This window comes from Massilia sp. UMI-21 (genome assembly GCA_015277795.1).
Taxonomy (GTDB): domain Bacteria; phylum Pseudomonadota; class Gammaproteobacteria; order Burkholderiales; family Burkholderiaceae_D; genus Telluria.
This window is the reverse complement of record CP063848.1, coordinates 5104836-5118463: the sequence shown is the minus strand read 5'-3', so window position 1 is coordinate 5118463 and position 13628 is coordinate 5104836. Positions and strand designations below refer to the sequence as shown.

Sequence of the window (13628 nt, the reverse complement as noted above, 5' to 3'; positions counted from 1 at the left end):
CCGTCATGATCGACATTCCGGCCCAGCCTGGCGAGCCCGAAGCCCGCGACCCGGCCGCGCATCACACGGCCGCGCATCACACAGCCACGCATTACACAGCTGAATTCCTGCGCGTCAAAGGCATGGCCGAGCGCGGCGTGCCGAGCGCGCAGCACAGCCTGGGCTTCATGTACGCCAGCGGCCAGGGCGTCCCCCAGAACCATGAACTCGCGGTGGCCTGGTACCGCATGGCGGCCAGCGCCGACCTGGAGCTGGCACAGTACAACCTCGGCGTGATGTACCAGAAGGGCCAGGGCGTGGCCCAGGACTACGGCCAGGCCGCCTACTGGTACCGGCGCGCCGCCGAACAGGGCTATGCGCCGGCGCAGTACAACCTGGGCTGGCTGTACGCGAAAGGGCAGGGCGTGCCGCACGACGTGCAGCAGGCGCTGCACTGGTTCAGCCAGGCCGCCGACCAGGGCGAGCCGGGCGCGCAACACAACCTCGGCATGATGTACGAAACCGGCAAGGGCGTGCCGCAGGACCAGGAGGCCGCGGCCGAGTGGTACCGCCGCGCCGCAATCCAGGGCCATGCGCGCGCGCAGTTCAGCCTCGCGCTGCGCTCGAGCGGCGCGCAGGCGCTCGACTGGTTCCGCAAGGCCGCGAGCCAAGGCTATGCGCCGGCCCAGTTCAACCTCGGCCTGCGCTACGACAAGGGACAGGACATCGAGCAGGACAGCGCCGGCGCGATCCTGTGGTACGGCCGCGCCGCCGAACAGGGCCACGCCAGTTCGCAATTCAACCTCGCCCTCATCTACGACAGCGGCGCCGGCGTGCCGCGCGACGAATCGCTGGCGCTGCACTGGTACCGCCGCGCGGCAAGCCAGGGCCATGCCGGCGCCCAGGACAACCTGGGCGTGCGCTACGAGCATGGGCAGGGCGTGCAGCAGGACTTTGCGCAGGCCGCGCACTGGTACCGCCAGGCGGCCGAGCAGGGCATGCCTGCGGCGCAGTATCACCTCGGTCAGCTGTACGACGCCGGCAATGGCGTGCCCCAGGATGCGGCCCAGGCGGTGGACTGGTACCGCAAGGCCGCCGGGCAGGGCCATTTGCGGGCGCAGTTCGACCTCGGCCTGCGCTATGAAGGCGGCGTCGGCGTGGGGCGCGACGAAGCGCAGGCGCTGGAATGGTACCGGCGCGCGGCGCACCAGGATTACGCGCCGGCCCAGTACATGGTGGGCGCGCTGCTGGACCGCGCCGAGCATGCCGACCCGCTCGAAGCCACCGGCTGGTTCCACAAGGCCGCCGACCAGGGCCATGCGCTGGCGCAGTTCGAGCTGGGCCTGCGCCACGACTGCGGCAAGGGTGCCGAGCGCGATTACGAAGCGGCGCATTTCTGGTACCTGTGCGCGGCGCGCCAGGGTCATGCGCGGGCGCAGTTCAACCTGGGCGTGATGTACTCGGCGGGGCAGGGCGTGCAACGCGACCCCGTCGAGGCCTATGCCTGGCTGCAGCGTGCCGGCGGCGCGGGCGTGGCGGCGGCAGCGGGCTATCTCAAGAAAATCGCGGCGCGCATGGAGCCGCAGCTGCTGGCACAAGCGCAAGGCTCCGCCTGACTCCGCTTGAGTCTCCGGGTCACCCTGCCGTGCCCAAGACCCAACATATGCATTCATTCCTTCTGGCGCGCGCTCGGCGATTCCTGTAGGGTGGTCGGCTGTGCCGACCGCGCGTTCATCCAACGCTTGCTCGGACGGGACGCATACATACAACAACCAGTCCACGAGACGCCCATGAAAAAACTCGCACTGCCCCTGCTGCTCGGTCTCGCAACCGTAGCCGCCCTGCCTTCCCACGCCGCCACGCCGGCCAGCACCGCCAGCGCCAGGCAGGCGACGGTCTTCGACCGCAAGCCCTACAGCATCGACCACAAGAAATTCGTGCTGCCCAATGGCCTGACCCTGCTGGTCCACACCGACCACAGCGTGCCGGTGGTGGGCGTGAACATGTGGTACCACGTCGGTTCGCGCAACGAGAAGCGCGGCAAGACCGGCTTCGCGCACCTGTTCGAGCACTTCTTCTTCAACGGTTCCGAGAACTACCCGCACGGCTTCCGCGAGGCGATGGACGACCTCGGCGCGAACAACCGCAACGGCACCACCAATACCGACCGCACCAACTTCTTCGAAGACGTGCCGGTGTCGGCGCTGGAGCGCACCCTGTTCCTGGAATCGGACCGCATGGGCTTCCTGGGCAACTACATCTCCAAGGAGATGCTGGAGCGCGAGCGCGGCGTGGTGCAGAACGAGAAGCGCCAGGGCGAGAACCAGCCCTACGGGCGCGTGCGGATGGAAGTATCGAGCAAGATGTACCCATACTCGCACCCGTATTCATGGTCGACCATCGGATCGATGGAAGACCTGCAGGCGGCCTCGCTGGACGACATCAAGGAGTGGTACCGCACCTATTACGGCCCGAACAACGCGGTGATCTCGCTGGCCGGCGACATCACGCCGGAACGCGCCCATGAACTGGTGAGCAAGTACTTCGGCGCGATCCCGCCCGGCCCGCCGCTGCCGCGTACCGAGAAATGGATCCCGCAGCTGGACCGCAACATCCGCGACGAGATGGAAGACCACGTGCCGCAGGTGCGCATCTACCGCAGCTGGCACACCTCTGCTTGGCGCGACGCCGACACCCAGCGCCTGACCCTGCTCGCCAACGTGCTGGCCGGCTCCAAGAGCGCGCGCCTGGACAAGCGCCTGGTGTACGAAAAAGGCCTGGCCACCAATGTCGGCGCCTACGTCAACGATGCCGAACTGGGCGGTACCTTCAACCTGGTGGTGACGGTCAAGCCGGGCGTCGACCCGTTGGTAGTCGAGCGCGAAATGGAGCGCGTGGTAGCCGAGCTGCTGGACAAGGGCCCGAGCGACGCTGAACTCAAGCGCGTCAAGACCCGCGAGCTGGCCGACTTCGCACGCAGCCTGGAGCGCCTGGGCGGCTTCGGCGGCCGTTCCGACGTGCTGGCCGAGAGCATGACCTACGGCGGCAAGCCGGACGCCTACCTCGACCGCCTCGAGACCTTCGCCACCAGCACCCCGGGCGAGGTCAAGGCCGCCGCCAACCGCTGGCTGCGCGCCAATCACTACACGATGACGGTGCGCCCCTCGGCCAAGCTGGCGGCGACCAAGTCCACGCTCGACCGCAAGCAGCTCCCCGGCCTGGGCGACGCGCCCGACGTCAGCTTCCCGGCGCTGCAGCGCGCCCAGCTGAAGAACGGCCTGAAGGTCGTGCTGCTGGAACGCCACTCGGCCCCGATCGTCAACGTGTCGCTGGCGGTCGACGCCGGGGTGGCCTCCGATACGGTGGCCAAGGCCGGCGCCGCCTCGCTGGCGCTCGACCTGCTGGACAAGGGCACCAAGGGCGCCAATGCCCGCGACGCCTTCGCGCTGTCGGACGCACTGGAGAACCTGGGCGCGCGCCTGAGCACCGGCACCAGCCAGGACCAGTCGCTGGTGCGCCTGCAGGCGACCAGCGCCAACCTGAAGCCCTCGCTGGCCCTGATGGCCGACGCCGCGCTGGCGCCGAGCTTCCCGCAAGACCAGTTCGCGCTGTCGAAGAGCCGCCGCATCGCCGGCATCGGCCAGGAAAAGGCCCAGCCGAACAGCCTGGCCCTGCGCCTGGTGCCGTCGGTGCTGTACGGTAGCGAGCATGCTTACGGCAAGCCGGCGTCCGGCTTCGAAAGCAGCGTGCAAAGCCTCACCCGCGACGACCTGGTGGCATGGCACAGCACCTGGTTCAAGCCGGGCAGCGCCACCATCGTCGTCGCCGGCGACACCACCATGGACCAGCTGCTGCCGGCGCTCGAAGCGAGCTTCGGCAAGTGGCAGCAGGGCACGGCGCCCGCCAAGAAGATGGCGGTCGTGCCGCCGACCCAGGGCAAGCGCCTGATCCTGGTGGACAAGCCGGACGCGCCGCAATCGACCATCGTCGCGACCCACGTGTCGCAGGCCTACGGGCAGCCGGAAGACCTGGCGATCGAGCCGGTGATGACCAACTTCGGCGGCATGGCGACCTCGCGCCTGAACCGCAACCTGCGCCTGGAAAAGCACTGGAGCTACGGCACCAGCGCGCGCCTGTCGGACGTGCGCGGCCAGCGTCCGTTCATCGTCATTGCGCCGGTGCAGACCGACAAGACGATCGAGGCGATGCGCGAAGTCCAGAAGGAACTGCGCGGCGTGGCCGGCGAGCGTCCGCTGGTCGGCAAGGAGTACGAGAGCATCATGCGCAGCATGACGGCGCGCCTGCCGGGCCGCTACGCCACGCTGGCGGCGCTCGAATCGGCGGGGCTGGAGACCGTCAACCTGGGCCTGGCGGACGACTACTGGAGCAAGTACGCCTCGGGCGTGCGTGCGCTCACGCCCGAGCAGCTGGGCGCGGCATCGGGCAAGTTCATCAAGCCGGACGAGGTGGTGTGGATGGTGATCGGCGACCTGCGCAGGATCGAGGCGGGCGTGCGCGCGCTGGGCTGGGGCGAGGTGAGCGTGGTGGACGCGGACGGCAAGCCACTGCGCTGATCCACGCTTGACTTGTTGTCATGGAAAGCCCGGTCTGTGACCTGGCTTTTTCCATGGTGCGCCCAGCATGGGCGCACTCCTGCGGGTGAAAGTCCTGCCGCGGGCTGACCACAGTGAGCGAAGTGAAGCGCAACTGCATGAGGGTAACCGAGTGTGGGAAGGAAGCGTGGATCGTAAATCATGAGCCGAGGAACACGAATCGCATAGAAGGCGTTGCCGATCAGGGCGAGCGGGCCATGAACCGCAAAGCTCTTGTGGTCAAGGAGAGGTGGCGTAGATGCGGCGGTTGTGTGATGAAGGAGTGCGGCCCTTACCTGGGGACGCCCCGCCTTGTGCCTGAAAGGGCGACGAAAAAAAAATCGGAGCGGGGTCTCAGCAGAGGTCATAGTAGTTGGAGGTAGCGCTGGGAAGGCTCGACTCCGCCGACGAAGGACCGAACGAGTAGGAGTGAATCCGATATGTCGATGCAGAAGGCACAGCGTCAGATGCCCGCAAACGCGGGGCGGGAAGCCGTAGGGCAAGGTGAAGCCATGCTCGATGCTTTCAGCGACGAAGCGTTCTGCCCGCGGCATGCAACCGGAGGCACGGGGTCAGCGTTGCTGCAAGCGGCGCTGACGACAGAGAACCTGCGGCGGGCGTTCAAGCGTGTGCGTGCCAACAAGGGAGCGGCTGGCGTGGATGGACTGGACATTGACCAGACCTCGCGTCTGCTGGCAACCGAGTGGCCTCACATACGAGAACAACTGTTGGCAGGGACGTACCGGCCCAGTCCGGTACGTCGGGTGACGATTCCGAAGCCCGACGGTGGCGAGCGCGAGCTTGGCATCCCGACGGTGACGGATCGGCTGATCCAGCAAGCACTATTACAGGTGCTGCAACCGATCCTTGATCCCACTTTCAGCGAGCATAGCTACGGCTTCCGACCGGGCAGGCGTGCGCAGGATGCGGTATTAGCCGCTCAGGCATACGTCCAGTCCGGGCTGAGAATCGTGGTGGACGTGGACCTGTCGAAGTTCTTCGACCGGGTCAACCATGACATCCTGATCGACCGCTTGAAGAAACGCATCGACGACGCTGGAGTGATCCGGCTGGTCCGTGCCTATCTGAACAGCGGCATCATGGAGCATGGTGTAGTACAGGAACGGAACGAAGGAACGCCGCAAGGCGGTCCATTGAGTCCGCTGCTTGCCAACGTCATGCTCGATGAAGTGGACAAGGAACTGGAACGGCGCGGCCATCGCTTTGCGCGCTACGCCGACGACGCGAACGTCTATGTTCGTAGCGTGCGTGCGGGCCAGCGGGTGATGAGGCTGCTGCGGCGCTGCTATGCCAGACTGCACCTCGTGGTCAACGAAGGCAAGAGCGCCGTGGCCAGCGTCTTTGGCCGCAAGTTCCTCGGCTACAGCCTGTGGGTGGGGCGTGGGGGCGAAGTCAAACGCAAGGTGGCGGAAAAGCCGTTGCAAGCGTTTAAACAACGCATCAGGGAGCTAACCCGCCGATCTGGTGGACGTAGCATGCCGGATGTGGTGCAGGGACTTCGTTCCTATATGCTGGGTTGGAAAGGGTACTTCCAGTTGGCGCAAACCCCAAAGGTATGGCGCGGACTCGATGAATGGTTGCGGCACAGGCTGCGGGCTATCCAGCTCAAGCACTGGAAGCGCGGAAGCACCATGTATCGGGAGCTCCTTAAACTTGGGGCTTGGCCGTCGGCAGCGAGGCACGTAGCGGCGAACAGCCGCCGCTGGTGGCACAACAGCGATAGGTTACTCAAAACAGTGATGACTATCGGCTATTTCGACCGACTCGGTGTACCTCGCCTGTCTTGACCTCAACTACTCGAACCGCCCGGTGCGGACCCGCATGCCGGGTGGTGTGGCAGGGGAGCGGCCCTCAGGGCCGTCCCCTATGCCGATTCTGTCCCATCTTTGAACCGCCGGCAAGCATGCGCGCTTGACCCGGTCGGCCCTGTGCATACCGCGCGATAGTATACTGTATGCCCATACAGCCTATCGATCGCCATGGAACTCAACGACAAGCTCGAAATCCTGGCCGACGCAGCGAAGTACGACGCGTCCTGCGCCAGCAGTGGCGCGCCCAAGCGTTCGTCCGAGGACAAGGACGGCTTCGGCGCCACCACCGGCATGGGCATCTGCCACAGCTACACGCCGGACGGGCGCTGCGTCTCGCTGCTCAAGATCCTGCTCACCAACTTCTGCATCTACGACTGCCAGTACTGCATCAACCGCCGCACGTCGAACGTGCCGCGCGCCCGCTTCTCGGTCGACGAGGTGGTCAAGCTCACCCATGATTTCTACGTTCGCAACTACATCGACGGCCTGTTCCTGAGCTCGGGCATCATCCAGTCGGCCGACTACACCATGGAGCAACTGGTGGCCGTGGCGCGCCGGCTGCGCGAGGTGCACAAGTTCCGCGGCTATATCCACCTCAAGACCATCCCCGACGCCGACCCGCTGCTCATCCAGGAGGCCGGACGCTGGGCCGACCGTCTGTCGGTCAACATCGAGCTGCCGACCCACGACAGCGTGAGCCGCCTGGCGCCCGAGAAAAACGTCCACACCATCAAGCTGGCGATGGGCTCGATCCGGCGCAAGCTCGACGAAAAGGCCGAGGAACCGAAAGCGCCGAGCTTCGCCCCGGCCGGGCAGAGCACGCAAATGATCGTCGGCGCCGACGCCAGCGACGACCACACCATCCTCAACACCGCCGAAACCCTGTACGGCAGCTATAAACTCAAGCGCGTGTACTACTCGGCGTTCAGCCCGATCCCGCAAAGCCCCAAGAGCGTGCCGGCCGCGCCGCCGCCGCTGCTGCGCGAGCACCGCCTGTACCAGGCCGACTTCCTGCTGCGCGGCTACGGGTTTACTGCGGGCGAGCTGATGCCGCAATCGGGCAACCTGGCGCTCGACGTCGATCCCAAGCTGGGTTGGGCGCTCAGTAACCGCGAGCACTTCCCGCTCGACCTGAACCGCGCCGACGAGACCATGATCGCGCGCGTGCCGGGCATCGGCATCCGCAACGCCAGGCGCATCGTCGAGCTGCGCCGCATCCGCCGCATCCGCTGGGAAGACCTGTCGCGCCTGCGCTGCAGCATGAAGAAGCTGGCGCCCTTCATCGTCACCGCCGACTACAAGCCGGCGCAAGGCGCGGCCGGCTCCCACATCCTGCGGCGCCACCTGGCCGATGCGCCCGAGCAGATGAACCTGTGGCCGGAATTGCAGGCGGCATGAAGCCGGCACCCGCAGCCGCCGTCGCCGCCGGCCAGCCGCTGCAGGTGAGCAGCTTCGCCGAATGGCGCGAAGCGGCGCGCGCATTGCTGCGGGCCGGGGTGCCGCCCGACGCCGCGCACTGGGGAACGACCGAGGGCGGCGACCTGTTCTCGGGTGCGCCCGCCACGGCTGGGCCGGAAGATCATGGCGCCAGCCCCTTGCAAGCGGCGCAAGCGCCTCGACCCGATGCTGCGCGGTCGCCGACGCGTGTGCCGCGGTCCCTGCTGGAGATGCTGGAAAAGGCCGCGTGCTTCCGCGCCCCGGACCGCTGGCCTTTTCTCTACCGCGTGCTGTGGCGCTGGAGCCGTGGCGAACACGAGGTGCAGTCGCCCGCCGACCCCGACGGCAGCCGCCTGCACGGCATGGTCAAGGCGGTGCGCCGCGAGGAGCACGACATGCATGCCTACATCCGGTTCCGCGAGCGTCCGCTCGATGCCGGCGATCCACGCTTCGTCGCCTGGTTCGAGCCGCGCCACGACGTGCTGCCCCAGGTGGCCGAGCATTTCGTCGCCCGCATGGGCAAGGTCAGCTGGATGATCGCCACGCCCGAGGCCAGCGTGGTGTGGGACGGACAGGCGCTGCACCATACCGGCCCGCTGATGTCGAGCGCGGCGGACCTGGTCGATGCCGGCGAGGCGCTCTGGCTCACTTATTACCGCAGCATCTTCAACCCGGCGCGCGTCAACGCCCAGCTGATGCAGAGCCATATTCCTTCGCGCTTCTGGAAGAACCTGCCCGAAGGGGCGATCGTGCCTTCCTTGGTGAGCCAGGCCGAACTCGGCGCGCGCAAGATCGGGCAGGTCGAGGCGCTCGGGCGCAAGAGCGGCGCCACCATTCCGATCAGCGCCGAAGCGGCGCAGCCTGACCGCGAACAGCCCTCCCGGCTCGACGAGTGCCGGCGCTGCGAGCTGTGGCAGTACGCCACCCAGGCGGTCGGCGGCGAAGGATCGACGCGCTCGCCGATCATGATCGTGGGCGAGCAGCCGGGCGACCAGGAAGACCTGGCCGGCAAGCCCTTCGTCGGCCCGGCCGGCAAGCTGCTCGACCAGGTCTTCGCCCAGGCCGGGGTCGATCGCCAGGCCATCTACCTCACCAACGCCGTCAAGCATTTCAAATGGGAGCCGCGCGGCAAGCGCCGCCTGCACAAGACGCCGGTCCAGCGCGAGATCGAGGCCTGCCACTACTGGCTGGAAAAGGAGCTGGCCGAGGTCAAGCCGACGGTCATCGTGGCCATGGGCGCCACCGCGCTCAAGTCGGTGCTGCGCAAGGGCACGGTCACGCTCAAGGAGTCGCTCGGCAAGCCGATTCGCCATGAAGGCGCCTGGGTGGTGACGATCTATCACCCCTCGTATGTGCTGCGGGTGCCGGACGAAGCGGCCAAGCACGAAGCGTTCTCGGTCATGGTCGAGGGATTGAGGCTGGCGCACGCGCTGCTGGAGCGGCCCGGCCCGCCGGATCCGGCGTGAAGTTACCGGATTTGCTGAAGTGTTGCGTGGGCGACGCATAATGGTAAAAAGCTTCTTGTCGAAGTCTTCACATTTCCGTGAATAATCACAATTGTCTCGTAGAATTTCCGTACGGCATTAATTGCTGCACGGCCGGAGGAGTCATTCATGCCTCGGCGACCTATCTACGAGACCGACATGACTTCCCTTTCTTTCCGACTATTACCCGCCTTGTTGTTGGCGCCGGCCATGTGCGGCGCGCAGGCCAACGTCGAGGACGCCTCACCCGCGTCGCCCTCGGCCGCGCTTCCCATCACCGCCACTGTCACGCTGAGCTCGCAGTACGTGTCGCGCGGCATGCGCCAGAGCTGGGGGCGTCCCGCGCTGCAGGCGGGCCTCGACTATGCGCATCCGAGCGGCTGGTCCGCCGGCACCTGGGCCTCGACCGTCAGCGACCGCTTCATCGAAGGCGGCCGCGTCGAATGGGACCTGTACGGCGGCTACGCGGCCACGGTCGGACCGCTGGGCTACAGCCTGATGCTCATGCATTACCGCTATCCGGGCGCCCGCATCGGCAGCACCGGCACCAGCTATGACTACACCGAACTGGTGCCGGGCCTGAGCTTCAAGTCCTTCTACGCGAAGTATTACCGCACCGTGTCGCGCGACTTCTTCGGCATCACGGACGCGCGCGGCACCGGTTACCTGGACATCGGCGTCAACCACGAGCTGGGCGACGGCTACACCCTCGACCTGCACCTCGGTGACGGCCGCGTCGCCGGCCGCGGCAACGCCGTCTGGGACTGGCGCGACGCCAAGCTGGGCGTCACCAGGGCCGTCGACGGCGGCTGGAGCGTGGCTGCGGCCTACACCCGCGCCTGGGGCGCCACCGATGCCTACGACCGTTACACCACGGGCGTGCCGCGCGCCGACGGCAGTATCGCCATGTCCAATCCCGCCAAGGGCACGTTCGCCGTGAGCGTCGCCAGCAGCTTCTGAAACGAAAGACGATCATGAACATGCACCCGACGACGCGCGAGAAGCAGCATGCCTCGCGCCGCTTTTCCCTGTCGCTGAGCGCCAAGATCTGCATCACCGCCACCCTGCTGGTGGTGGCGAGCCTGGGCGTGACCTCGAGCTTCATCGCCGTCAAGAACAGCCGAAGCGCCGAGGAAGCCGCGATGCGCCAGGCACGCACCCTGACCCTCGAAGCCTCGGCCCTGCTCAAGGGCCGCATCGCATCGAACCTGGCGACGCTGGAAAGCGCGGCCGCAGTGCTGTCCTCGACCCAGGCCGGCGGGCAGGCGCTGACGCGCGCCCAGATCGCCGACCTGGTGCGCGCCACCCTGGTGGGTTCGGAAGACTTCATCGGCAGCGTGGCCGCCTACGAGCCGAACGCGCTGGACGGCAAGGACGCCGAGTTCGCCGGCCAGGCCCCGCTCTACGATGCGACCGGCCGCTACATGCCTTACTGGACCCGCAGCCCGGAGGGCAAGGTCAACGTCGAACCGATCGTGTTCGTCACCACGCCGGGCGGCAACGACTGGTACGACGTGCCGAAGGCGACCGGCCACGCGCTCTTCACCGAGCCCTACCTGTACCGGATCAATGGCAAGGACGTGGCGATCGCCACGCTGGCGGCGCCGATCATGGTCGGCGGCCAGTTCATGGGCACCGTATCCGGCGACTTCCCGCTCACCGGCCTCGGCACGATGCTCGACAACATGAAGGTGATGGACGAGGGCACGCTGGCGCTGATCTCGAACGGCGGCGTGTACGCCAGCCACAAGGACCATGCCCGCAGCGGCAAGCAGGCATCCGACCTGCCGGCTGCGGCGCTGGACGCGGTCAGGCAGGGCAAGCCCTATGAGTTTCTGGACGCCCAGGGAATCGTCCACGTGCTGCAGCCGCTGCAGGTCAGCAAGGACATGGCGCCGTGGGCCATTTCGCTGGCCTTCCCGCAAAGCGTGACGACCGCGCCGGCACGCGAGCTGGCGGCTTACGCGGCGCTGGTGGCCGTGCTGTGCGCCGCCGCCGCCGCCGTGGTGATGGTGACCGTATTGCGTCGCCTGACCCGTCCGCTGCGCGTGCTGGGCCATGCCATGACCGATCTGTCGAGCGGGAATGCGGACCTGAGCGCGCGCCTGGCCGTACGCGGCAACGACGAGCTGGCCGAGATCGCCCGCGGCTTCAACGGCTTCGTGGCCAAGATCCAGGACGTGCTGGCGCGCGTGCGCAGCAGCTCCGATGCGGTGGCGGTGGCGTCCGGCGAGATCCGCCAGGGCAACACCGACCTGTCGGTGCGTACCGAGCAGCAGGCCAGCGCCCTCGAGGAAACCGCGGCGTCGATGGAAGAGCTGAACGGCACCGTGAAGCAGAACGCCGACAATGCGCGCCAGGCCAGCCAGCTGGCCGCATCGGCGAGCGAGACCGCCACCCGTGGCGGCGAGGTGGTGGCCCAGGTGGTCGATACCATGGGCGCGATCAGCGAGGCGTCGAAGAAGGTGGTGGACATCATCGGCGTCATCGACGGCATCGCCTTCCAGACCAATATCCTGGCGCTGAACGCCGCCGTCGAAGCGGCGCGGGCCGGCGAACAGGGCCGCGGCTTCGCCGTGGTGGCCACCGAGGTGCGCAACCTGGCGCAGCGCAGCGCCGCCGCCGCCAAGGAGATCAAGAGCCTGATCGGCGACTCGGTCGACAAGGTCAGCATGGGCACCATGCTGGTCGAGGACGCCGGCAAGACGATGGACGCGGTGGTGACCAGCGTGCGCCGCGTCAGCGACATCGTCGCCGAGATCAGTGCGGCAAGCAGCGAGCAGAGCAGCGGTATCGGCCAGGTCAACGGGGCCATCGTGCAGATGGACGGCGTGACCCAGCAGAATGCGGCCCTGGTCGAAGAAGCGGCCGCGGCAGCGGAAAGCCTGCAGCAGCAGGCGGCCACGCTGGTGGCGCTGGTGGGCGAGTTCAAGGTCGAGGCCGGCGACGATGCGCAGCCGGCGGCCCGAGCGCAGCTCGCCAAGGCAGCGCCGGCGCGCCTGGCCATGCAGGCGGCATGAAACGGCGGGGCGCCGCGATGCTTAAGCCATCGCTAAGCGCCTCTTCGTATTGACGGGTTAAGCTTGACGGACAATCAACAACAAGGATGTCCTGATGCTGAAATTCGCAATCCTTCCGGCGCTGTGCCTGAGCCTGTGCGCAGCGCCCGTTCATGCGCAGACAAGCGAAGCTGCAGACCCGCCCTCAGCCGCCGCTCCCAACGACGCTGCGCCGGCAGCACCGGAACAGATCGTGGTCGTCGGCCAGAAGCCCGGTCCGGGCATGTGGAAGGTGTCGAAGGATGACCATGTGCTCTGGATTTTCGGGACTTACTCGCCGCTTCCCATCAAGATGGACTGGCGCTCGCACGAGGTCGAAGCCGTGGTCAAGCGTTCGCAGGAATACCTGGCGCCCCCCATTACCAAGCTCGAAATGTCCTACTTCCAGGCCGCGCTGGCGCTGCCCAGCCTCATCGGCATCAACAAGAATCCCGACGACGCCACACTACGCGACGTGCTGCCGGCCGAGGTCTACGCGCGCTGGCTGCCGCTCAAGGAAAAATACCTGCCCAAGAACAAGGAGCGCGACCGGCCGTTCCTGGTGGCCAATGAGCTGTTCGGCGCCGCGTTGAAGCAGGCAGGCCTGACCTCCAGCATCGACGTGCGCAAGCAGGTCGAGAACATGGTCGACCACGGCAAGCTCAAGGTGACCCGCAGCGTCAACGAACTGAAGGTGGATAACCCGCGTCAGTTGATCAAGGATTTCAAGAAGTCGCAGCTGGACGACGTGGCCTGCTTCTCGTCCACCCTGAAGCGGCTGGAGACCGACATCGATGCGATGCGCGTGCGCGCCAATGCCTGGGCCAAGGGCGATATCGACGCCATTCGCAAGCTCGATTTCGACGAGCAGGAAAGCTGCAGCAGCGTGATCCGCAACAGCGCGGTCCTGCGCGCGCACCCGGCTTTCCAGGGAGCGGAGGAGCGCCGCCGCGCCCTGTGGCTCGCCAATGCGGAGGCCGCGCTGGCCCGGAACGCCTCGACCTTCGCGGTATTGCCGATGAAAGACCTGCTCGATCCGAAGGGATTGATGGCCGCGCTGGCGGCCAGGGGCTATACGGTCGAGCAGCCGGAGTAGGCGCCGTCGCGCGGCATTGAACAATTGTCAAATCGCGACAAACCCGCGTAGAATGCTGGCAACGCGGGTGTAGCTCAATGGTAGAGCAGAAGCTTCCCAAGCTTACGACGAGGGTTCGATTCCCTTCACCCGCTCCATCCCTCAGGACCTCGCTGCCGACCAGGCCCGGT

The 13628-nt window shown here is 66.8% G+C and carries 8 protein-coding genes and 1 tRNA gene; all 9 read left to right on the top strand.

The window, feature by feature from the left end; genetic code table 11:
• The first annotated feature begins 5 nt into the window (after positions 1-5).
• Positions 6-1595 carry an SEL1-like repeat protein gene (locus IM543_22510; GenBank protein ID QOY94221.1) on the top strand — a complete coding sequence of 530 codons (1590 nt, stop codon included), beginning with the start codon at positions 6-8 and terminating at the stop codon, positions 1593-1595.
• 174 nt (positions 1596-1769) lie between these two features.
• Positions 1770-4553 carry an insulinase family protein gene (locus tag IM543_22505; GenBank protein QOY94220.1) on the top strand — a complete coding sequence of 928 codons (2784 nt, stop codon included), beginning with the start codon at positions 1770-1772 and terminating at the stop codon, positions 4551-4553.
• Between the two features lie 458 nt (positions 4554-5011).
• Positions 5012-6379: a group II intron reverse transcriptase/maturase gene (gene ltrA / locus IM543_22500; GenBank protein QOY94219.1), complete on the top strand. Its 1368-nt coding sequence runs from the start codon at positions 5012-5014 to the stop codon at positions 6377-6379.
• 192 nt (positions 6380-6571) lie between these two features.
• The gene (locus tag IM543_22495) at positions 6572-7801 is read left to right on the top strand and encodes a putative DNA modification/repair radical SAM protein (protein ID QOY94218.1); all 1230 of its coding nucleotides are present in this window, start codon (positions 6572-6574) and stop codon (positions 7799-7801) included.
• Positions 7798-9306: a UdgX family uracil-DNA binding protein gene (locus IM543_22490; GenBank protein QOY94217.1), complete on the top strand. Its 1509-nt coding sequence runs from the start codon at positions 7798-7800 to the stop codon at positions 9304-9306. Before IM543_22495 ends, IM543_22490 begins: the two co-directional genes overlap by 4 nt.
• Before the next feature lie 228 nt (positions 9307-9534).
• On the top strand, positions 9535-10284 hold the full coding sequence (locus tag IM543_22485; protein QOY96820.1) for a choline dehydrogenase: 750 nt from the start codon (positions 9535-9537) through the stop codon (positions 10282-10284).
• 20 nt (positions 10285-10304) lie between these two features.
• Positions 10305-12344, top strand: coding sequence for a HAMP domain-containing protein (locus IM543_22480; protein QOY96819.1), 2040 nt, complete (start codon positions 10305-10307; stop codon positions 12342-12344).
• A gap of 94 nt (positions 12345-12438) precedes the next feature.
• Positions 12439-13458 (top strand): TraB/GumN family protein, encoded by a 1020-nt coding sequence (locus IM543_22475; protein ID QOY94216.1) that lies wholly within the window; start codon positions 12439-12441, stop codon positions 13456-13458.
• A 63-nt stretch (positions 13459-13521) separates the two neighbouring features.
• Positions 13522-13595: transfer RNA gene (locus tag IM543_22470), tRNA-Gly, on the top strand.
• Positions 13596-13628 lie beyond the last annotated feature (33 nt).